Source organism: Cytobacillus firmus NBRC 15306, from assembly GCF_001591465.1.
Classification (GTDB): domain Bacteria; phylum Bacillota; class Bacilli; order Bacillales; family Cytobacillaceae; genus Cytobacillus; species Cytobacillus firmus.
The window spans coordinates 1-20,872 of the sequence record NZ_BCUY01000022.1 but is presented as its reverse complement, the minus strand read 5'-3'; the positions used below and the strand labels follow the sequence as shown (position 1 = coordinate 20,872).

The following is a 20,872-nucleotide window of genomic DNA, read 5'->3' as shown; positions in this document are numbered from 1 at the left end:
TTTATTCAACCGTCACAGCAAGCTCCCTGATTAATAGAGATGGCGAGCCAATGTAGCCTGTGGCCATGAAGCCCATTGAGAATTCCAGGTCTGAACCGATGGCTTCAATATTTTTTAACAGCTCATAGAAGTTTCCGGCAATCGTCATTTGGTTTACGGCGTTTTGCACGTTTCCGTCTTTGACATAAAAGCCGTTGGCGGCAATGGAAAAGTCCCCTGAGACGGTGTTGGCACCGGAATGGAGGCCGGATAATTCGGTAATGATGATGCCCTCTGAGAGCGAGGATACCAGCTCATCATAGCTTTGATTGGATGGATTGACGTATAGATTTGTTGGAGCTACCGTCAAAGCGCCCTTATAAGAAGCTTTATAGGCATTGCCTGTCGATTCCACACCATCTTTTTGTGCTGTTTTGCGGTTATGCATTAAGGTAACAAGCCTGCCGTCTTTCACAATATCTTTTCTGGCAGTGGCAACCCCTTCGCTGTCAAAATTAGAGCTGAGCAGACCTTCTTCTAAAAATGGATCATCTGCGATATTCAATGACGCTGCTGCAATGACTTCACCCGTTTTCCCTTTTAAAGCAGATTGCCCTTTTTGGGTGTTTTCCGCTGAGAAAATCGAGTTGTATGTCTGCAGCAGAGCGCTGGCAGCATCATTTCTCAAGAGCACAGGGTAGTTTTTGCTTTCAGCACTCCTTGCATTAAGCTGTGATAATGCTTCTTCTACTGCATGTTTGGCAATTTCCTCCGGATTCAAGATGGAAAAGTCTCTCGTAAACTTGGAGTATTCGCCATTTTTCACCTGGTCCCCCTGCTTTACGATGACTGATACATAAATGCCGGCATGATTGTTCTTTTCGCTGAGATTCAGGCCTTTGCTGTTGAGAAGAACCCTTTCCGTTTCACCGCTTCGCAGCATGAAATAATCTGTCCCGGTTACCCGCTCATCATATGCATAGATGTGCTTTTCTATTTCCTTGAGCAAATTAATTTTTTCATGAATCGTAACTTCAGCAAGACTGCTTGAATAGTAGCTTCCAGACTCATACTTATCGCTTCCGGCAAAGATTTCTTCCTGTACTTCATCCTCAATAAATTGAGAGTTTTCCTTCGCATTCTCGATCAGAAAAGACAGGGATTCCTCATCCAGTTTCTCCGTAAAAGCATAGCCCATCCTGCCTTCGTAAAGGCCTCGGAAGGAGGTTCCGAACACTTCGGAAGTGTCGTAGGAATCAATTACACCTTTGAAAAGCTCGCAGGCGAACTTTTCCTCTCTCTCATAATAAAGCTCCATATCTGTAAAACCATGCTGCCCGCCAAGCTGAAATAGCTTTTCCTTAAATTCCTGCAGGTTCATATTATTCGCCTCCCTTTGTTCCGCCAACAGTCATTTCGCTTACGCGGATCATCGGCTGGCCAACATTGACAGGAATGCTTCCGCTCTGTGAACCGCACATGCCAGCACCATGGTCCAGGTTATTTCCCACCATATCAACCAGCTGGAGTGTTTTCGGGCCATTCCCAATTAAAGTAGCACCTTTTAACGGCTTGCCGATTTTTCCGTCTTTTACGAGATACGCCTCCATGACAGCGAAATTGTAATCGCCCGTTGTGGTATTGACCTGCCCGCCGCCCATGTATTTGGTATATATTCCGTACTCAGTATTTGAGACGATTTCTTCCGGAGTGGACTTGCCGTTTGCAATGTACGTATTGGTCATTCTCGAAGTCGGTGCAAAACGGTAGGACTGCCGTCTTCCCGATCCTGTCGATGCCATGCCCATCCTGCGTCCGCCGAATTTATCAATCAAGTAACCTTTTAAAATTCCATTTTCAATCAGGACATTTTTACGCGCCTTTTCGCCTTCATCATCGATCGTAATCGATCCCCACTCATTGGCAAGCGTGCCGTCATCAATGTATGTAACAACATCCGAGGCCACTTTTTCGCCGATCCGGTTTGCAAAAACAGAGTTTTCCTTCGCTACAGATGTAGCTTCAAGGCCATGTCCGCATGCTTCGTGGAAAATAACACCGCCGAATTCATTATCGATGATCACAGGGAACTTCCCGCTTGGACAAGGGTCTGCCCCAAGCATCGTAACGGCGATGCGAGATGCTTCATTGGCGTAATGCTCCAAGTTCAGGTTTTCCATAAATTCAAAGCCTTTATGGGCTCCAGGTCCATAGAATCCAGGCTGCATTTGATTTCCTTCTGCCGCAATCGACTGAATAGCAAGGCGGCTTCGCACCCGTCGGTCTTCAACAAACTTACCCTCCGAATTGGCAATCAGCACATTCTGTTCTTCATCCAAATACCTGACCGTAACCTGCTGGATGCTGCTGTGATAGTTTTTCGCAATTTCGTATGCCTTTTTCATGACATCTACTTTGCGGAGCTTCTCCACTTCGCGCGGATTCAGAGATATAGGATGCCCTGCCGGAATAATTTCCTTTTGCAGCTGTGCGGGCTGAATGATTTTTTCTCCTCTGATCGCCTGGGCAGCATTGCCCGCAGCTTTCAGCAAACCTTCCTTTGATCCATCCGTTGTATAAGCATAAACGCTCTGAAGCCCCTTAAACACACGTATGCCGATCCCGTAATCCCTGCCTGATAAGCTGCTCTCGATTTTTCCGCTCTGGAGCGCAAGGCTATTGGTGAAACGATCCTCAACAAATACTTCGGCAAAATCCCCGCCAGTGGCCAGAGCTGCCGTAATAACATCATGAATGACTGATTGTGAAAACATAGTGACCCTCCTTCTATCTAACTTTTCAAACTATTCTAATCATACCGTACTGATCTTTATTTTAGTATGATTTTTTCCTTTTTTGACCAATAAAGAGGATGATTATGCCTCGGTCTGGAGACGTAAATGGGTGGGTTGCTTTTTTGTGGGGTGGGCCTATTTGCAGGTTTGGTTGGTCTATTTGCAAATTTACTCATCTATTTGCAGGTTTAGGGTTTCTATTTGCATTTTATCTATCTATTTGCAAGTTGGGCTGGTCTATTTGCAGGTTTGCTCATCTATTTGTAATTCCGGCTAGTCTAGTTGCAAATTTGCTCATCTATTTGCAGGTTCCGGGTTTCTATTTGCATTTACCTATCTATTTGCAGGTTTGGCTGGTCTATTTGCAGGCTTGTTCATCTATTTGTAATTTCGGCTGGTCTATTTGCAAGTCCCCCCTCATCTATCTGCAGATTAAAAAAACAGTATCCCTCCACACAAAAAAAGCGCCACATCAATGGCACTTTTTCACAACACCCCCGAAAACAGCCGGGCGAAGGATTCCTTCGATCTTTCCGCCGATCCCCGCTTATAATATTGGACAGGACTTAATTTCACACTTTCCTCCAGATCCTCTTCATAATGTGCGACAAGATCGCGGATGGAGCTTGTGCCGTATAAAAAGACATTTACTTCAAAGTTCAAGTGGAAGCTGCGCATATCCATGTTCGCCGTTCCAATGGAAGCGAGGATTCCGTCCACGATAATAATCTTCTGATGGAGAAAGCCTTTTTTATAAGAATAAATTTCGACGCCATATCGCAGAAGCTCCGCAAAGTAGGACCGGCTGGCGTATTGCGTCAGGAAGCTGTCATTGATCTCCGGAACAAGGATGCGCACTTCCACTCCTTTAGCCGCCGCCACCCTCAATGCCGTACGAATCGATTCATCAGGGACAAAATAAGGTGTGGCAATCCAAATGGATCTGGTCGCGCAGGATATCATTGAATAATAAAGATCACTCATAATTCCCTGCTGTGTGTCCGGACCGCTGGCCACCACCTGCACCGCACCATCAAGCACATCATCATCAATCGGATACTTTACATCCCGGTATTCCTCCAGCACATCTTCCTTGCTGACATATTCCCAATCCAGGAGAAAAACCGTATGCAATGTATACACTGCCTCCCCCTTAAGGAGCATATGAGTATCACGCCAGAATCCAATCTTTTCATTTTCGCCCAGATATTCAACTCCCACATTCAGTCCGCCCACAAAGCCGACTTTTCCATCTATAACAACAATTTTGCGATGGTTTCTGAAGTTGAATTTCTGATTAAAAAAACCGTACTTAAGCGGAGAAAATGGCTTTACCTTAATCCCTGCATCCTCCATGCACTGCAAATCCTCCAGTGTAATCCCCATGCTGCCTGCCGCATCAAAAATAAACAGCACTTCCACTCCCTGCCTGGCTTTGTCGATCAGGATATTGATGATTTCCTTGCCAAGCCTGTCAGACCGGAAAATATAATATTCCATATGGATAAACTCTTCTGCTTCACGCAGCTTTTTCTTGATTTCATTAAATGTCTCTTCCCCATTTTTAAGTATTTTCGCCCTTGAATTGGTGCTCAGAGGGGTCAATGCCACATTATTGGCGAATTTAGCAAAGCAGTGCTGGCTGTCCTGCAGAAATGATATATCAGGCGTGTCTTCCCTTTTCATCAGCCTTTTCCATTCATCCCTGTCGCGGCTTCTTTTGCTTTTAAATAAATAGCCTTTCAAATAAAGCTGCCCGGAGAACAAATAAATCAAATAACCGGCTACCGGAAAAAATACCAGCACATACATCCAAAGCAATGTCTGATTAGGGCTCCGATTCTCGAGCATCAAGGATATAGCGCTGATAAATATGACAGCCGCATAAAGCAGGGCTGCACCGATTTTAATGGGTGGGGCGGCATCCGTGAAAAATATCGTATACACAGATGCAATCAGGATAAATACAAATAAAGACTCCACTCTTCTTTTTTTCATAGGGGCCACTTCTCCTAAAAAAGGTTACAATATGTATGTTTTCCTTATACCCTTTTTGATGCGCTTTAGAAACCAGGCAACATTATCTTTTCCCATTTTCAGGATAAGAAAGCATGATCCGGAAAAAAAGAAGAGCCTTGCTGATATCGCAAAACTCCATAGCTATTGTCCCCCTCCGGTATAATGATTATCACCCATCGTATAATTCGAGCTCTCCCCCGGTTTTTCACTTGGGCTGATCCCTTTTTGCATTGTATTGTTTAACTTCTTCCTTCTGCGGTCAATGCAATAGGCGAAAACCAGAGTCGCAATAATTAAACCAAACAGCACTCCCATTCTGCTTCCCCCTTTATATATGTATATTCCATATGCGGAAACCATTGCTTACAATTCGGCCTAAAAAAAGAGAGCTATTCTTCATAGCTCCCTCTCAAAATTACTTCCTCATATTCTCCTGGTCCTTTAATCGGTTTTGCTGATCCGGCTTACGCTCCTGATCTTTTAATGACTGTTCTTGCTGCTGCCGGGAATCATGCCCTTTTACAATCTCTTTTAAGTCCTTGTTGTTATCCTGTGCCATACTGATCCCTCCTGTACTTTTTTATCCTGTTCCCTTATCAAAGCAAAGAAAAACAATTTTTGCTAAAGGATTTTGTAATGGTAAAGAGAATTTAAGGGTTAAGAAAAAATAAAGGAGTGACCCTGTTGGAAATCAGACTGCTGCGCCAGGATGATGGTGAAATGTACAAAGAGATTAGGTTAGAAGGATTAAAAAAGAACCCGGAAGCTTTTGGTTCAAGCTATGAAGAGGAAGCCAGCCGGCCTCCTGAAGTGTACGGAGAAAGATTTATGGCAGTAAACTCTTTTCACTACGGCGCATTTGAAAACGGAAAGCTTATAGGTGTTGTCAGTTTAGTAAGAGATACAGGGTTAAAAATGAAGCACCGCTCGAATATATATGCAATGTACGTGACAGAGTCCGCCCGAAAGAATGGTGTCGGCAAGAGCCTTGTCAGCAAGGCTGTAGAAAAGGCACGATCCTGGGACGGGGTTGAACAAATCCACTTGGCCGTCATGTCTGAAAATACTCCTGCTAAAAAGCTCTATGCTTCTTTCGGCTTTGAGGTTTACGGCAAGGAGAGGCATGCACTGAAGATAGATGGCAAGTACTATGATGAAGACCTGATGGCATTGTATTTTTAAAGGCAGCATCCTCTATGATGGCTGCCTTTTTATCATTGATAGTTATTCACTATTTCCTGTAATTTGAGGGCAAGGCCCATTTTCCCGTCCACCTTAAGACTGCCTGTCATAAATGCTATGGTTGTGTTTAAATCGCCTTTTAATAGCTTAGAAAAGTTTTTTTCTGACAATTTCAGTGTTACTTCTGATTGGTGTGGAGCACCCTCTTCCACTATGACTTTTCCATCCTTCAAGAAAATTTGAATAGGACCGCTTTCCTCCAGGTCCACTTGAAATACCCGATTTTTTTCATCTTTGATATGTACGGGATCAGCGTTTATTTTATCCGCCAGCTGATATAGTTCATTTTTTACCGTCATGGCATATTCCCCCTTCTATTATCCAAAATACCTTTTTGCCTGACCCGTTCTATTTCAACAAATATAGATGAATCCCTGCTAAAAAAATGAATTTGTATTCATTTTTCAACCAAAAGAATAGCACCTTATCAGCAAGGTGCTATTCTCATAAACTCTATTTTCTTTTCCCTTTCAAATCAACGCCAATGGCGGCTCCATTACGGCTTGAATCTGCTACACCTTTGAAAATACCTTTATCACGGTCAATCAAAATACTTTGGACGTTTCCAATTGTGGTCGCACTTGGACCAAAATTATGCCCCATTCCGTTTAGCCCATCAATAACTTCTGACGGAATGCCTTCTTCAAAGCGGTAGGAATTCAGGTTATTGGTATAGATCCGCGGTTCCTCAACTGCTGCTTTTAGCTCCATGTCATATTCGATGGCATAAAGGATTGTCTGCAGTACTGATGTAATAATCGTTGGGCCGCCTGGTGAACCAACAGTCAGAATAGGCTCTCCATCTTCAAAGACAATCGTCGGTGTCATCGAGCTTAGAGGCCGCTTATTCGGCTGGACTTCATTTGCCCCGCCTGGCACGGCATCAAAATCTGTCAGCTCATTATTCAGCATTAATCCGTAGCCTGGAACCATGATTCCTGTTCCGAATACCTGTTCAATCGTTGTCGTATAAGATACAACATTTCCCCATCTGTCCGTTACGGAAAAATGGGTAGTCTCACCGTATTGGCGGTCATTCGGCTGTTCAGCCGCTTCATAATTGGCTTCACTGTTCTCATATTTCCAAGGATCTCCCGCTTCAGGATTTTTGTTGGCTTTATCCAGGCTGATCAGTTCCTGGCGCTCCTTAATATAATCAGGGTGAAGGAGACCATTGACCGGGACATTTACAAACTCCGGATCCCCTGCATATACTGCGCGGTCTGCATAAGCAAGATGCATGGTTTCAGCAAGCAGGTGATATTTTTCCCAGGATTTTAAATCATATTGTGATAGATTGAAATCATCCAGAATTTTCAGCATCTGCAGCAAAAATACTCCTCCAGAGCTTGGAGGCGGCATGCTCGCAATTTCATACCCCTGATAGTCTCCCCAAATAGGCTCGTCAATGGTTACATCATACTTTGCCAGATCTTCCGGTGTCATTGATCCTCCAAAATCCTGCACCACACCTGCAAGAGCGTCTGCTATTTTCCCGTTATAAAAAGCGTCAGTTCCGCCAGAACGAATCATTTTAAGCGTTTTGGCAAGATCCTTCTGTACTAAACGGTCCCCTTCTTCAAGAGGTTCACCCTTAGGCAAAAACACTTTGCCGGCAGCCGTTCTGTCAAGCTTATCCTGATTATCGGCGATCGCATCGGCTAATACAGAATCAATCGGAAAGCCTTTATCTGCCAGCTTAATCGCAGGACCGATCAGCTGCTGCATAGGGCGTGTTCCCCATTTTTCAAGAGCTGTTTCCAGCCCTTTCAATGTGCCCGGCACACCGACAGCCGTACCGCCAGTTGATCGCTCCGCAAATGGAATCGGCTTCCCGTTTTCATCCAGGAACATATCCGGCGCTGCACCAGCCGGAGCACGTTCACGGCTGTTTATGATGGTGGTTTCTTTCGTTTTGCCATCATAGACCATCATGAAGCCCCCGCCGCCAATTCCGGACATCATCGGTTCCACCACATTGAGGGCAAACTGGACTGCGACAGCCGCATCGATGGCATTACCGCCCTTTTTCAAAACATCTGCCCCAATTTTTGACGCAAGCGGATGGGCCGAAGCCACCATTCCATCCTTGCCGACATCAACCTGGCTATAACCGCCATAACCATCATCGTGCTTCGGCTTTTTCGCCTGCCCGGTTAAAGGCATGGTTCCGGCAACCAGTAAAATACTTAAAAGCATTAGAATACTAGCTTTCAAAACTCTTCTCATAATTTTCCTCCTTCTGTTAGGTTCTACACGTCTAACTTAAGAGGAAGGAAAAGGATAATCAAGGAATAAGAGTTAATATTCTGAAAGTTAAATCTATATTACTAGACAGTGATGTGTAAAAAGGTTCAATTATTCTTACAGATGGGAAAAAATGAGGAGGAAGTTTTTGACAGGGTGAAACAGTGTCAGGTGCTCTTGACCCTCATCAAAAAAACGGCTCCTCATTCCGGATGTCTGTTATTGGCTTTGTTATTTACCAGGGCAGACTTGTACCATATGTCTTTGCTCTGGCTTCGCTGTCCTTTCTCCGCTTTTTGCGGAATTCCGCCCGTTCTTTTGCTGTTTCATATAAGCTCTTTTCTTCTTCTGTCTCAGGAACGACTGCCGGCACCGGAGCAGGCTTTCCATTCTCGTCAACCGCAACCATTGTTAGAAAGGACATCGCACACACATTTCGATTGCCTGTCAGCAGGTCTTCTGCAATTACTTTTACAAATATCTCCATAGATGTCCGGCCTGTATAGGTCACAAAAGCCTCCAGGCAGACTGAATTGCCTTCATAAACGGGATGAAGAAAGTCAACAGAGTCTGTAGATGCGGTTACGACATTTCTCCTTCCATGCCTCATCGCCGCGATGGCTGCGACATCATCAATGTAAGCCATTAGCTTGCCGCCGAATAATGTTCCATATGTATTCGTGTCCGGCGGAAGCACGATGCTTGTTTTAACCGTAAAAGATTCTCTGCATGTTTTTGTTTCGTTCATGTTGTTGCCTCCTGTTTTAATAAAGCATATCAAATGCTGATGGCTAATAAAAATAATTTGGATAGATATAAAAAATGTTGCCAAAAATATCCCCTACCAGGTCCTCGACAGTGTGCTGAGAAAATCTGCAGATACCAATGAACAGAAGCTTTTCAATATTTTTTACCGTTATATTCAATTTGGCCTGACCCATCAAAAACATTATGAGCTGATGTTCTTTATTTAAAGAATGAATTCTTCTTTTTTCCCCTCAGGATATCACCCATCCAGCCTTTTTTCACGAGCATGATATAGAGGGCCACAGTAGTAGCAATGATAATAATAATTGAGAACAAATAGCCGTACTTCCATTCCAGTTCGGGCATGACTTTGAAGTTCATTCCCCAGAGCGCTCCCCAGGTTGCGATCGGAGTCATGAGAGTGGTTATAACCGTGAGCGTCTTCACGATTTCATTTCCTCTATGCATGGATACCATTTCTTCAAAATTCACAAGATCATCAATTTCCTGCTGAAACTCACGCACAAGCGTATAGCCTCTTTCAATTCTCTTGCAGGTTCTTTTAAATTCAGTTCCTTCTGTAACACCTTCACCAAAGGTTTCTTCCACACCAAGTCTGATTTCCTTAACAGGAATCATGATATTTTTCCATACAAGAATCTGGTGTCGGAGCTCATATATTTCTTCCAGGCGATTAATATTATTTTTATCTTTTATTTTCCATAACAGATCATTTAAACGTACTTCAAACTTATCAATCTTCTTGATATTATCACTTAGAATCTCGCCTAAAATCACAAAAAATCCATCAATAGCATTATTCGTATAATCCATTTTTTTTAAAAGCAGTGATTCATCAGACTGAATGACATTCGAATCAAAGTCCACAGTTAGGAGAAAATCCCTTGTCAGAAAATAGTGGAACAAACTATTTTCATGCTGCTCTTTTGTTGTCTGCTGGTAAATGAGAGAGCCGCTAAGAATTTCCTTATTGCGAACGGAAGTATCTATTTCCATTACATTTGTTTTGTTCTCAGAAGTATTTTTGGCCCATGCCTGCAGAGCTTCTTTATAGTCGCCAGCGTCATTAAAGTCAATTTCATCTAAATGATCGTAACGGTGCCATGTCCAGTTATCTTCACTATATTCTTTTTCCATCCCCATTTTCCTCCTATAATTCTATCCTTTCTACTAAGTACATATTTCCCCTGTCAGGACCTGAATAAAACCATTCACAATGAGTAATTATTTCTAGTGCTGGAAACAATCTTATTAAGACTAAATGTTTGCACTTCATTATGCCGGGTAAATATACACCAAGAAATACAAATCCAATTACTGAAGGAGGAGCTAACCATGAATTCTCGTCCGTTAAACCCATATCTATTAGCCGGTGTTGGCATTACAAGTATTTTATTATTAGCAAGCAAAAACAATCGAAATAAAGTTCAGTCACTTGCAGTTAAAATGAAAGGCATGCTGCCTGACCGTTTTTTAAACGATACAGTGCCAACAGAAAAACTGGGTCATCCGGACCCTCATAATATTGAAGATAATAAAATGGTTGATGAAGGTGCCATGTATTCAGTAAATTACTATAATGAAACTGTTCAGCAATGACCTAAGGACTGGCTCCTTAGGTTTTTTATTTAAATCTGAATTTTCGGAGGAAGAAAGATGGGTGTTCTTTTCATCCTGATTTATTTGGGAATCGTTTTGGCCGTTATCGAAATTCATACCCTTATCTTCACTTATACTGGGCTTGATAAGCATATTGCCAGATTTCAGGTGATCAGCATGCTTACAGGCACCGGCTTTACAACCGGGGAATCGGAACTCATCATTGACCATCCGATCCGCAGAAGGTTCGGAGCTTTTTTAATTTTATTTGGTGCCTTTTCATTGGCAGTTATCATTTCGGCAATCAGCAGCATTCTGTCAGATGAATTTTTCACTGCCAAGATCTCGATCGTGGCAGCAGTCCTGCTCGTGGTTATTATTACCTTAAAGATGCCAAAAGTGCGGCATTATCTTTCGGAGAAGCTGGAGCATGAGCTCGAAGAACATTACGATTTTCGTGATCTCCCCATCAGAGAAGCTCTTCTCACGGAGGATAATGATCATGTATTGGACTATTTCATTGACGAAAAATGTGAATTTAATGGTAAAGAGCTGGGGGATATTATCGGGGAGGATGAGGATATTAATGTGCTATTTATCCAGAGAGGCGATGTAAAAATCAGAAAAGATCGGCTTGTTACGGAACTGCAGGAAGGCGACCATATTAGAGAAGAACAAACAATTGAGGATAAGTTTGGCCCTAATGAGGATAACGAAGATTAAAGCACCTCCATAGTGGAGATGCTTTTTTCGCGGCTTCAGTTAAATTGCTTAACTGGCGATAGATAGAGTGTCAGGCCAATCTTTTTGCATACTGTTACATAATGCATCATCGCCAGAAGAACAGCTCCCATATTCATGCCCATTATAATCCCGTCCATCTGCAGGCTGTGCATCGAGCCAAGCACAAACATGGCTGTGAATGAAACAACCGTTGACCAGACGGAATGATAGAACGCATCCTTCATCAGCCCCAGGCCGATTAAATAGGCCTGCATCGGGATTATGAAAAAGTGGAGCAGAAAGAATGGCCACAGCAGCTGTAAATACACGGCTGCATCTGTCGAGTGAAAAAACATCTCCGTCAGCGGCTGTGCAAAGAAATAGAAAAAAACAACCGATGGGATCCCGTATAAAAAGGTGACAAAGAACACCTGCTGAAGTAGTCTCCGAAGCTCCCCCAGATTATGATCAGCATACTCTTTGGAGACTGTCGGAATCAGCATGATTAAAAAGGAATGGGCTATAAAGGATGGAAAAAAACCAATCGTCATGGCAACACCGGCGAGCATTCCAAAGTGTGCTGTTGCAATTTCGCCCGGAACGCCTGCTTTTAAGAGCGCAGCCTTGATCAAAAACGGCTGAACAGCATGTGTCAGGGCATGAAAGACCCTTAAAGCCGTTGTCGGAACAGACACAGAGATTAGGTTCTGCCTCACACTTTTTCCGCTGACAAAATCAGATGGTTCTTTCTTAATCCGCTGATACTGAATAATAAACATATTCAGCAAGTATAGAAAAACAACAATCTCACTTCCTACAAACGTACAAAAAGCAATAAAGACCGCTGTATTGACATCAAATTGAAAGGCCTGATAAAGCACCACGAGCAGCAGGAGCTGAACGGATTTGCGCAGAAAATTGGATGCTGCAATTTTTCCCATTTGATGCTTGCCCATGAAGAATCCTCTGGCAATCGAGGAAAAGGACACGATGGGGATAAAGCCGATCACAACCCATCTCAAGAGCGGGTGGTACTCATCAAAGACACTGATAAACGGAATTATAATCGCGGCAGCCGGCACCAAAACGGCTGTAAAGATAATGGTCAGCTTGATGACATGATGAAGCATGCTTAGATGATACCTTTTATCTTTTTCGGCAATGAATTTAGAAATAGAGATCGGAAGCTCAAAACTGGCCAGCAGCACGATCAGAAATATGGTCGGCAAAATCGACATGTACATGCCGAGTCCCCTCTCCCCCAGTTCCCGGGCGAGCACCATATTCACCACAAACTCTATACATTCGCTTGCAAAAGCCGCCAATGCAAGCAATATAACTCCTTTGAAGAATTTACTCATTGCGCCTCTCCTTATATAATGCAGATTCTATATAAGATATGAGACATGTCCCGATAATATATTGCCCTTTTGGAACTTTTAAGAAAATTAATATAACGAAAAGGAGGGCTGGCAATATGCCGCCCCCCTCTCAGTTAAAATACAAAAACATGTGCAATCAGTACAATAACAGGTAAAGTAATAATCGTTCTTTGGATAAAAATAACGAATAAATCCATAAAGCTCAGCGGAATGTTTGAACGCAGGATCAGAATCCCGATTTCAGACATGTATACTAATTGTGTTAATGACAGGCCTGCCACAACGAATCTTGTCAGCTCGCTCTCAATTCCGCTTCCGATAACAGCTGGAAGGAACATATCAGCAAAGCCGACAAGCATAGTCTGTGCTGCTGCTCCTGCTTCCGGCAATTGCATAAACTCCAAAACCGGAATGAGCGGGTAAGAAATAAACTTAAATGCAGGCGTGTATTCCGCAATGATCAAGGCTGCTGCTCCCAGGCTCATCACAAGCGGTATCAGGCCCATCCAAATATCCAAAACAGTTTCAATGCCATTGGTTAACAGCTTTTTGGGACCCGGAGCATTCCTTGCTTTATCAATTGCCTGCTCCCATCCCCATTTCAATTTCGAAACCCCTTCCGGAATGGTTTCATCTATCTGCTGTCCTACTGGCTCATAATAGGTATCCGGCTTCCGCGATAAAGGCGGAATTCTTGGCATAATCAATGCTGCCACGACACAGGCGGCAGAAACGGTTAAGTAAAAAGGGATGAATAAATGGCCAAGGCCAACCACATTCGCTACGACAAGGCTGAAAGCCACAGATGCAATTGAGAAGGTTGTGGCAATCACCGCTGCTTCTCTTTTTGTGTAAAAACCTTCATCATATTGCTTAGTTGTTACCAATACACCAACTGTTCCGGCACCCATCCAGGACGCAAGGCAATCGATGGAAGACCGGCCGGGCAGTGTGAAAAGTGGCCTCATAAATTTCTGGACAAGCGCCCCTATGAACTCCATTAAACCAAACTCTACTAAAAGCGGCAGAAGAATACCGGCAAACAGGAACCACGTAAGCAAAACGGGAGCCAGGTCGTAGAGAACCACTCCGCCTGTATTCCGCGACCAGATAAATTCAGGCCCGATTTCAAAGAAAGTCATGATTCCCACTGCGAATCCGAGGACTCTCATGGTCAACCCAAATTTGCCGGTATCAAATAAACCCTTTAAAAACTTATTATCCAGTATAAATGCCGGCTTAGCTGTTTTAGCCAGGATGGAAAGAAAAACAGATAATCCTAAAATAAAAATGATAATGGCAGGCATCTGCTCACTGAACGCTTTGCCTAAAAGAGAGGCTAAAATACCAACACCAATCGTTACGTCACCTTGAAATTTAACAGGAACCAGGAATAGGAGCGACCCAATTAAAGATGGAATAATAAATTTCCAATACTCTCCTGTGACGGCTTGCGGCTTAACCCTTGTCTCAGCTTTCATGCTCTTACCTCCTTATGATTTGGAAACAACTGCTTCATGTTCCATAAGTGCTTCTTCCAATACTCTCAGACCCTGATCAATTTGCTCCTTTGTTACAACAAGCGGAGGAATCATCCGAATCACTTCCCCTGAATTTCCGCATAGATAAAAGAGGACTCCCTTATCAAGAGAAGAATTCAGGATATCCATTACCGCGTTTCCATCCGGTTTTCCGGTTTGCGGGTCGATAATTTCAATGCCGATCATCAGCCCCAGACCTCGGACACTGCCAATTGCAGGATGCTCGGCTTTCAAAGCCTGTAATTTCTTTAATGCATACTCTCCCATATGCTTAGCATTTTCCAAAAGATTCTCTGTTTTTAGGACTTCCAGAGACGCCAATGCTGCAGAGCAGGCAATCGGATTTCCGCCGAAGGTTGTGCCGTGGGCACCCAGCGGCCATTTTCCCATCAGTTCCTTTGAAGCTGCTGTTGCGCTTAACGGCAGTCCTGCCGCGATTCCTTTTGCAATTGCCATGATATCCGGCACCACATCAAAAGCCTGAGCGGCAAACCATTCCCCAGTACGCCCAAAGCCGGTTTGCACTTCATCAAATATCAGCAGGATTCCATGCCGGTCACAGATTTCCCTGATCTTCTGCAGCCATGTCTTCGGAGGAATGATATAGCCGCCTTCCCCAAGAACCGGTTCAATGATCATGCAGGCAACCTCTTCCGGCTCTACCTGATGCTTGAAGAGTGTTTCAGCATCCTTTTCCAGTTTTCTTGAAAAGTACTCCTCAGGATCTTCACCAAATGGACAGTCCCGCTCATCCGCATATGGAAGCTGATACGTCAGCCAGGACGGCTGCTGAAACTTGCGGTATTTGCTCTTGGATGTGGATACACTCAGCGCTCCCATCGACCTTCCATGGAAACAGCCTGTGAAGGAAACGACATAGGGCCTCCGCGTGACATACTTTGCAAGCTTAATAGCTCCTTCGATTGCCTCAGTCCCGCTGTTCGCAAAGAAAAAACAATCCAGATTTCCCGGTGTAATTTTCCCAAGCTCATCTGCGAGCCGCAAAATCGATTCATAGATGATTACGCCTGACGGGCCGTGCACCAGATGGTCTGCACTGTCTTTAATGGCCTGTACAACCTTCGGGTGGCGATGTCCGACATTTTCCACTGCTATGCCTGATGTAAAATCCAAATACTCTTTTCCGTCGACACCATAGTAATAGCAGCCTTCCGCTTTGACTACCGGCAAATTCGGATGATCCTTTGCTATGCTTGGCGCCAATAAGTTTGAAATGTTTCCGACAAGATGACTCCAATTTTCTCCGTTCATACTTTTCCCTCCTGAATCCTGCATAGTTGTAATGGTTATGTTTTCTCTGCTATTCTTTAATGCAATATTCATGCCAAAGTATGTATTAACAATCATATTTTTTTAATTTTCTTACTACTGAAGGCTGACTGATTCCCAGGACACCCGCTATTTCAGTAGTGGTCCGGTAACGTTTCCTTGCATTGATTAATACTTTTTTCTCTACATCTTCCAATATAGCGGGAAGAGTTTGTCCCTCATAATCTATAAAACCCTCTTTTTTTCCTTGCATATGGTATTCATAAGGCAGGTCATCTTTCGTGATCATCAGGCTGGTGCTTGTCACGATAAGCCGCTCCATCAGGTTTTCAAGCTCTCTTACGTTTCCCTTCCACTCAAGCTGCAACAGGTGATCGACCAGAGTTTTGTCCAGGTGCCTTTCCCGATTATGCCGCTTGGAGATAGCGTGGAGAAAATAATGAATGAGCGCAAATAAATCCTCTTTCCTCTCCCTGAGCGGCGGAATCTTTAAGGGCACCACATTCAGCCGGAAGAATAAGTCCTGTCTGAAGTCCTTGGATTCCACTGCTTTTTCAAGATCCTTATTCGTAGCTGCCAGAAGCCGAAAGTCTGCATGAACAGGCTTTGTCCCTCCTACTCTATAAAACTGCTTGTCTTGTATGAATTTCAGCAGCTTTGCCTGCAGATGGGCTGAGAGTTCGCCAATTTCATCAAGAAATAGTGTGCCTCCTTTTGCCATTTCAGCAAATCCCATTTTGCCCTTATTCTTTGCCCCTGTAAAAGCACCGCCTTCATACCCGAAAAACTCCGCTTCAAAGATGGATTCCGGAATGGCACTGCAGTTTACTTCAATGAATGGCCCGACTTTTCGCGTACTGTTTTGATGAATCCATTTGGCGAGAGCCGATTTTCCGACACCTGATTCTCCCAGAAGCAGGACTGTGACATCTACATCCCTGATTCTTCTAATGGTTTCGGCTATCTTTCTCATCGCCGGACTGTCAGCTACCATGCCATCCATTTTGATGCTCTTATTGCGCAGGAGATCCAGTTCGCTCTTCACCCTGGCCATTTCCTCCTCAACACTGTTAAGGTATTCTTTTATAACAAGAAGCTCTGAAACATCGTAGGAATAGCTGACAATATGATCAATTTTCCCAGTTTCATTGAATACTGGAATACCAGTAACCAGGATCTTTTTGCCTGAGCCGGCTTTTTGCACCAGAATGACTTTTTTCTTTTTCTGTAATACTTCAGGAGTAATCGCAGGCTTAAACACTCCTCTTCTTTCCAGTTCATATACAGATTCACCAAGCAGCGTATCCGGTTCTATGCCATAATGCACACCGCTGCCTTTACTGACCTTTATAATTATGCCGTCTGCATTGGTGACCATAATATCTTCTTCCATTGAAGAAATGACTTCTCTGTCATTATTCCAGTCCATGAAAAAGCTGTTCATTAGTCCCTCCGAAAAAATTATTCAATATTGAATAGCGTTTTTTCTTTTGAAAGATCTTATTATTAAAAGAAAATCTCGTGAAATTATTCAGACTTAAATAATTATTCAATTTTGTATATTACTATACAGGAAATAGATGCAAACTGAAAGGTTTTTTTAAAATAATTTTATATTAATACAATAAAATGCATAAAAAGAGGCTAACCCATTTGTTAGCCTTCCCTCGCTTTTATAAAATAGCATCCAGTTTCCCGTATAGCTCTTCCCTCTGCTTTTCAAGTTCTTCTTTTTCTTGAAACATTATTTCCATGTCTGAATCTGGTCTGTTTCAAGAATACCAAGAGTTACATCACTAATATCAGGGTCATCAAGCAGCTGATTTCTTACACCAATTTTTATATCATCCGCATCGGCAAGCGTGAGGCCTTCGACCAGTTCAATGTATCCTTCCACATGATATCTTCTTCCCTCCTGGATCAGCCGCAGCTGTTTAATATCCACAACCTGGGGATCACCAAGAATAATTTGGGCGATACGGTCTTCAATATCCTTTGGTGCTGCTACTCCTATCAGGCCTAACGTATTTTCAAATCCGATTTTCACAGCGATGCCCACCAGAAGCAGCCCAATTAAAATCGTCCCCACTCCATCCAGGAAGTAAAGTCCTGTAAAATGAGCGATTAGAATCGAAACAAGGGCAAGCAGCGCACCAAATGTCGCAATAATATCTTCATAAAAAACCAGTCGTGTTGGTGGAGAGGCAAGCCTGACATTTTTAAAGGCAACCGGCACAATGCCAAATCCTTTGGCAGGATTCCTCGTTTCATGGCCGATTTCCTTCATGGCTTTTAATAAAATAAATCCATCCACAGCGACGGCAAGTATCATTACTCCCACATTGAGCCAGAGGTCGGTTGATTCCTTTGGATGCTGAATCAATTCCCAGCCTTTATGTATCGTTTCATAGGCCATAATGGAAATGACGATAACAGCAATTAATACAAACAGGTTAATCACCCTGCCAAATCCTGTTGGGAATCTCTTGGTTGGGGCCTTTTCCGCAAGCGCACTGCCAAAGAACACAAACCCCTGGTTCAGTGCATCTGCAAGTGAATGAAGGGTCGTGGCAAGCATGGCCCCGCTCCCGCTTGCAAAAGCCGCCAGCCCTTTAGCAATTGCGAGTGCCGTATTTCCGATTGCTGCCATTCCCGATGATTAGTTTCCTTTTTTCAATAAAGCAATCACAGACATTACATCACCGCCAAATATTTTTGTTTGGTTTTATTGTTACCCTCATCAGCAGATTCTGAATCATTTTTGGCAAAAATAAAAAGAGCTAATATCATGATTAGCTCTCCAAAGACATTATTTAACCAGAGAGTGCTTAAAGGCATATATGACCGCCTGGGTCCTGTCCTGCACCTGCAGTTTGCTTAGAATATTGCTCACATGTGTTTTGACTGTTTTTAAGGCAATGAAAAGCTCGTCGGCGATTTCCTGATTCGTTTTGCCTTCTGTCATTAAAAGGAGGATTTCCATCTCGCGGCTTGTCAGCTCTTCATGGGGCAGCAGCTGATTTTTCTGCCTCATTTTCACCATCATTTTGCCTGTTACTTCCGGTTCAAGCACAGACTGTCCATGATAGGTCGAGCGGACTGCCTCAGCAATTTCACTGGCTTTGGAGGTTTTCAGCATATAGCTTGTCGCCCCTGCTTCCAAAGCCGGATACACTTTTTCATCATCCAGGAAGCTTGTCACAATGATGATCTTAGCTTCCGGCCATTGTTCGATGATTCTTCTGGTCGCCTCGATTCCGTCCATTTCCTTCATGACTAGATCCATCAGAATGATATCCGGCCGCAATTCAAGTGCCATATCAATCGCTGTTTTCCCGTTATCCGCTTCTCCTATAACCTCAATATCCGGCTGTGCCGTCAAATAAGAAGACACTCCAATCCGAACCATTTCATGATCGTCCACAAAAAGTACTTTAATCATTGGCCTCATCCTCAAAATTTAGTCTTGCCTAAGCAGACATTATTTACATAATCGGAACCTTTACTTCAAGACGGGTTCCTTTATTTTTCACACTGATGATTTTCATGCTGCCGCCAACTTCCGCTACACGTTCATACATATTCTGCAGACCATAGGAGCCTGCCTTTGTTTCCTCTACATCAAACCCGACTCCATCATCAGCCACCCGGAGAATGGCATAATCATCTCTTTGAATCAGGAGCACTTCAAGATTTTCCGATTTGGAATGGCGGAGTGTATTGGACACTGCCTCCTGAAGGATACGGAATAAATGGTCTTCCACCCCTTTATCAAGCGGAAAAGTCTCCACCTTCCATTCAATCTCCATGGAAACTTTCTGAAGCAATTCGACCAAAAGCTCTTCAATTCCTTCCTGAAGGCTTTTACCCTTAAGTGCAGCCGGACGAAGGTGTAAGAGCAGGGCACGCATTTCGAGCTGTGACTGATGGATCATTTCTTCCACCATTTTCAGCTGTTTTGCCTGCCTGTCTTCCGGATGCTGCTGGGTTTCAGTGATGGCGGACATCATCATGGACGCTGCAAACAGCTGCTGGCTGACTGAGTCGTGAAGCTCACGGGCAAGCCTGTTCCGTTCCTGGGAAACGATTTCCTGCATCCTGCTTTCGATATCTTCCGCTTTTTCATTTGCCAGTTTTTGAGAGATCTTCGCCTGTTCTGCCATATTCTTTTGAATCTTCTCGGCCCTGACTGCTATGGACTGCAATTCTTTACCCGTTTCCGGCACATCCAATTGCCTGCCTTCTTCGACCTGGTGGAGCATAGTGTCTACTGCAAAAAGCTGCCTGCGCCAGTAAAGGCCTGACAGCAAACCGCTGATCAGGCCTATAACCAGGCTTATGCTCGGCACAAATAAGATAAATGGAATATCAAGTATTTCCGTTTCCCAAAGATCCCGCCAGCCGGGAATGGGAAACATCGTAAAAAAAGAGGCTGTCAGGACAGCAAGAATGAGGAGAGACATGCCCGCTCCCCATGCAATTTGCCGCTGAATGATATTCATGCGCGCTTCACCTCGATATCCCCAACTGCGAAAGAAGTGAAAATTTTAACGCGCTGTCCTGATTGATCATAGCCAGGCGTCTGAAGATGAAGGTGCTGATTAAACATCTTTGATTCTTCGTAATCGAATATCCGTGCCTTTCCGGCTATGGCCGAATGACTGACACTAACCTCCACGTCATAAGGAACAAGCACCTGCACATTACCGATGAAGTTCCGGATGAAAATGACGGTTTCTCCCTTTGGAATAACTGTATAGCTTAAGTCGATGACCGTATCACCTATGCCGGTCTGGATATTGATATCATTCCATTCATACACCTTCTCAGGCGTTTTTTGCTGGCCGACAAATATATTGGAAAAAAGAGGATTCTTTTTTATGACTGTTTCTTTCTGGAGATTTACTGCCGGTTCCTTTAACTCCGGCTGAATCCGTTTAGGGTCTTTTTTGGACTGCCCAAACTGAATCAGCAGGTGAACCAGAATCGCCAGCAGGAAAAATTTCAGCGTCATCATGCTGAAAATATTGATGAGCAGAAAAATTAATCCAAACCAGAAAAGCCATTTACCGGAGCTCTTAGGCATCCACTTTCTTCCGATATATACCATTCCAATTGGCACAAGAAGAGAGAACACCACGCCGCTGTTAAAAAAGGCTATTTCCACAAAGAGAAAGACAATGCCCAATATGATGATCCAGCTCATATAATCGCTTTTGTTGTTTGTGTTCATTAGGCATTCTCCCTTCTAATATTGGAATGATAAGAAATGCGGAAGCGCCTTGTA

Annotated in this window: 20 protein-coding genes; 3 read left to right on the top strand and 17 right to left on the bottom strand. The window is 43.6% G+C overall.

Going from position 1 to position 20,872, the window contains the following annotated elements; all coding sequences use genetic code 11:
• Position 1 precedes the first annotated feature (1 nt).
• From BFI01S_RS08650 to BFI01S_RS22995, 5 genes are all read right to left on the bottom strand, one after another.
• Positions 2-1,360 (bottom strand): TldD/PmbA family protein, encoded by a 1,359-nt coding sequence (locus BFI01S_RS08650; RefSeq protein WP_061792257.1) that lies wholly within the window; start codon positions 1,358-1,360, stop codon positions 2-4.
• A 1-nt stretch (position 1,361) separates the two neighbouring features.
• Positions 1,362-2,753, bottom strand: a complete 1,392-nt coding sequence (locus tag BFI01S_RS08645) for a TldD/PmbA family protein (protein WP_061792256.1) — start codon at positions 2,751-2,753, stop codon at positions 1,362-1,364.
• Between the two features lie 507 nt (positions 2,754-3,260).
• Positions 3,261-4,772 (bottom strand): cardiolipin synthase, encoded by a 1,512-nt coding sequence (gene cls / locus BFI01S_RS08640; protein WP_061792255.1) that lies wholly within the window; start codon positions 4,770-4,772, stop codon positions 3,261-3,263.
• A gap of 162 nt (positions 4,773-4,934) precedes the next feature.
• Positions 4,935-5,108 carry a hypothetical protein gene (locus BFI01S_RS23330; protein ID WP_169799743.1) on the bottom strand — a complete coding sequence of 58 codons (174 nt, stop codon included), beginning with the start codon at positions 5,106-5,108 and terminating at the stop codon, positions 4,935-4,937.
• A 100-nt stretch (positions 5,109-5,208) separates the two neighbouring features.
• On the bottom strand, positions 5,209-5,352 hold the full coding sequence (locus tag BFI01S_RS22995; protein WP_156185190.1) for a hypothetical protein: 144 nt from the start codon (positions 5,350-5,352) through the stop codon (positions 5,209-5,211).
• Between the two features lie 125 nt (positions 5,353-5,477).
• Between BFI01S_RS22995 and BFI01S_RS08635 the strand changes: the two genes are divergently transcribed.
• Entirely contained in the window at positions 5,478-5,975 is a 498-nt protein-coding gene (locus BFI01S_RS08635; RefSeq protein WP_048010502.1) for a GNAT family N-acetyltransferase, read from the top strand.
• Between the two features lie 32 nt (positions 5,976-6,007).
• Here the strand turns inward: BFI01S_RS08635 and BFI01S_RS08630 are convergent, their stop codons facing one another.
• The 4 genes from BFI01S_RS08630 to BFI01S_RS08615 all read right to left on the bottom strand — a co-directional run bounded on the left by BFI01S_RS08630 (position 6,008) and on the right by BFI01S_RS08615 (position 10,187).
• Positions 6,008-6,334, bottom strand: a complete 327-nt coding sequence (locus BFI01S_RS08630) for an SCP2 sterol-binding domain-containing protein (protein ID WP_048010501.1) — start codon at positions 6,332-6,334, stop codon at positions 6,008-6,010.
• 154 nt (positions 6,335-6,488) lie between these two features.
• Positions 6,489-8,264 carry a gamma-glutamyltransferase gene (ggt, locus tag BFI01S_RS08625; protein ID WP_061792254.1) on the bottom strand — a complete coding sequence of 592 codons (1,776 nt, stop codon included), beginning with the start codon at positions 8,262-8,264 and terminating at the stop codon, positions 6,489-6,491.
• Positions 8,265-8,517: 253 nt separating this feature from the next.
• Entirely contained in the window at positions 8,518-9,030 is a 513-nt protein-coding gene (locus BFI01S_RS08620; protein WP_061792253.1) for an acyl-CoA thioesterase, read from the bottom strand.
• 218 nt (positions 9,031-9,248) lie between these two features.
• Positions 9,249-10,187, bottom strand: coding sequence for a magnesium transporter CorA family protein (locus tag BFI01S_RS08615; RefSeq protein WP_061792252.1), 939 nt, complete (start codon positions 10,185-10,187; stop codon positions 9,249-9,251).
• A gap of 198 nt (positions 10,188-10,385) precedes the next feature.
• On the opposite strand from BFI01S_RS08615, the gene BFI01S_RS08610 reads away from it, so the two are divergent.
• Together BFI01S_RS08610 and BFI01S_RS08605 are read left to right on the top strand one after the other, a co-directional pair.
• Entirely contained in the window at positions 10,386-10,649 is a 264-nt protein-coding gene (locus BFI01S_RS08610; RefSeq protein WP_009334955.1) for a YbyB family protein, read from the top strand.
• Between the two features lie 57 nt (positions 10,650-10,706).
• A complete protein-coding gene (locus tag BFI01S_RS08605) occupies positions 10,707-11,372 on the top strand; it encodes a hypothetical protein (protein ID WP_061792251.1) in 666 nt (221 codons plus the stop codon).
• Positions 11,373-11,407: 35 nt separating this feature from the next.
• On the opposite strand, the gene BFI01S_RS08600 is transcribed toward BFI01S_RS08605, so the two are convergent.
• From BFI01S_RS08600 to liaF, 8 genes are all read right to left on the bottom strand, one after another.
• Positions 11,408-12,733, bottom strand: coding sequence for a polysaccharide biosynthesis protein (locus BFI01S_RS08600; RefSeq protein ID WP_061792250.1), 1,326 nt, complete (start codon positions 12,731-12,733; stop codon positions 11,408-11,410).
• Between the two features lie 134 nt (positions 12,734-12,867).
• Positions 12,868-14,235 carry a YjiH family protein gene (locus tag BFI01S_RS08595; protein WP_048010493.1) on the bottom strand — a complete coding sequence of 456 codons (1,368 nt, stop codon included), beginning with the start codon at positions 14,233-14,235 and terminating at the stop codon, positions 12,868-12,870.
• 12 nt (positions 14,236-14,247) lie between these two features.
• Positions 14,248-15,567, bottom strand: a complete 1,320-nt coding sequence (locus tag BFI01S_RS08590) for an aspartate aminotransferase family protein (protein ID WP_061792288.1) — start codon at positions 15,565-15,567, stop codon at positions 14,248-14,250.
• 85 nt (positions 15,568-15,652) lie between these two features.
• Positions 15,653-17,029, bottom strand: a complete 1,377-nt coding sequence (locus BFI01S_RS08585) for a sigma-54 interaction domain-containing protein (RefSeq protein ID WP_061792249.1) — start codon at positions 17,027-17,029, stop codon at positions 15,653-15,655.
• Positions 17,030-17,329: 300 nt separating this feature from the next.
• Positions 17,330-18,235: a cation diffusion facilitator family transporter gene (locus BFI01S_RS08580; protein WP_235831140.1), complete on the bottom strand. Its 906-nt coding sequence runs from the start codon at positions 18,233-18,235 to the stop codon at positions 17,330-17,332.
• Positions 18,236-18,394: 159 nt separating this feature from the next.
• Positions 18,395-19,027 (bottom strand): response regulator transcription factor, encoded by a 633-nt coding sequence (locus tag BFI01S_RS08575; RefSeq protein WP_035326266.1) that lies wholly within the window; start codon positions 19,025-19,027, stop codon positions 18,395-18,397.
• Between the two features lie 43 nt (positions 19,028-19,070).
• Complete coding sequence (locus BFI01S_RS08570; RefSeq protein ID WP_061792248.1) at positions 19,071-20,087, bottom strand: sensor histidine kinase; 1,017 nt, start codon at positions 20,085-20,087, stop codon at positions 19,071-19,073.
• The gene (liaF, locus tag BFI01S_RS08565; protein ID WP_061792247.1) at positions 20,084-20,818 is read right to left on the bottom strand and encodes a cell wall-active antibiotics response protein LiaF; all 735 of its coding nucleotides are present in this window, start codon (positions 20,816-20,818) and stop codon (positions 20,084-20,086) included. The genes BFI01S_RS08570 and liaF overlap by 4 nt, the downstream gene beginning before the upstream one ends.
• Positions 20,819-20,872: the final 54 nt, after the last annotated feature.

What these genes read in the sequence shown, in the direction of transcription:
- BFI01S_RS08610 (WP_009334955.1), top strand. Translation starts at nt 10,386, where the DNA reads ATGAATTCTCGTCCGTTAAACCCATATCTATTAGCCGGTGTTGGCATT.
- BFI01S_RS08615 (WP_061792252.1), bottom strand. Translation starts at nt 10,187, where the DNA reads ATGGAAAAAGAATATAGTGAAGATAACTGGACATGGCACCGTTACGAT.
- cls (WP_061792255.1), bottom strand. Translation starts at nt 4,772, where the DNA reads ATGAAAAAAAGAAGAGTGGAGTCTTTATTTGTATTTATCCTGATTGCA.
- BFI01S_RS08590 (WP_061792288.1), bottom strand. Translation starts at nt 15,567, where the DNA reads ATGAACGGAGAAAATTGGAGTCATCTTGTCGGAAACATTTCAAACTTA.
- BFI01S_RS08620 (WP_061792253.1), bottom strand. Translation starts at nt 9,030, where the DNA reads ATGAACGAAACAAAAACATGCAGAGAATCTTTTACGGTTAAAACAAGC.
- BFI01S_RS08650 (WP_061792257.1), bottom strand. Translation starts at nt 1,360, where the DNA reads ATGAACCTGCAGGAATTTAAGGAAAAGCTATTTCAGCTTGGCGGGCAG.
- BFI01S_RS22995 (WP_156185190.1), bottom strand. Translation starts at nt 5,352, where the DNA reads ATGGCACAGGATAACAACAAGGACTTAAAAGAGATTGTAAAAGGGCAT.
- BFI01S_RS23330 (WP_169799743.1), bottom strand. Translation starts at nt 5,108, where the DNA reads ATGGGAGTGCTGTTTGGTTTAATTATTGCGACTCTGGTTTTCGCCTAT.
- BFI01S_RS08595 (WP_048010493.1), bottom strand. Translation starts at nt 14,235, where the DNA reads ATGAAAGCTGAGACAAGGGTTAAGCCGCAAGCCGTCACAGGAGAGTAT.
- BFI01S_RS08630 (WP_048010501.1), bottom strand. Translation starts at nt 6,334, where the DNA reads ATGACGGTAAAAAATGAACTATATCAGCTGGCGGATAAAATAAACGCT.
- BFI01S_RS08585 (WP_061792249.1), bottom strand. Translation starts at nt 17,029, where the DNA reads ATGAACAGCTTTTTCATGGACTGGAATAATGACAGAGAAGTCATTTCT.
- BFI01S_RS08605 (WP_061792251.1), top strand. Translation starts at nt 10,707, where the DNA reads ATGGGTGTTCTTTTCATCCTGATTTATTTGGGAATCGTTTTGGCCGTT.
- BFI01S_RS08570 (WP_061792248.1), bottom strand. Translation starts at nt 20,087, where the DNA reads ATGAATATCATTCAGCGGCAAATTGCATGGGGAGCGGGCATGTCTCTC.
- BFI01S_RS08580 (WP_235831140.1), bottom strand. Translation starts at nt 18,235, where the DNA reads ATGGCAGCAATCGGAAATACGGCACTCGCAATTGCTAAAGGGCTGGCG.
- liaF (WP_061792247.1), bottom strand. Translation starts at nt 20,818, where the DNA reads ATGAACACAAACAACAAAAGCGATTATATGAGCTGGATCATCATATTG.
- BFI01S_RS08600 (WP_061792250.1), bottom strand. Translation starts at nt 12,733, where the DNA reads ATGAGTAAATTCTTCAAAGGAGTTATATTGCTTGCATTGGCGGCTTTT.
- BFI01S_RS08645 (WP_061792256.1), bottom strand. Translation starts at nt 2,753, where the DNA reads ATGTTTTCACAATCAGTCATTCATGATGTTATTACGGCAGCTCTGGCC.
- BFI01S_RS08575 (WP_035326266.1), bottom strand. Translation starts at nt 19,027, where the DNA reads ATGATTAAAGTACTTTTTGTGGACGATCATGAAATGGTTCGGATTGGA.
- ggt (WP_061792254.1), bottom strand. Translation starts at nt 8,264, where the DNA reads ATGAGAAGAGTTTTGAAAGCTAGTATTCTAATGCTTTTAAGTATTTTA.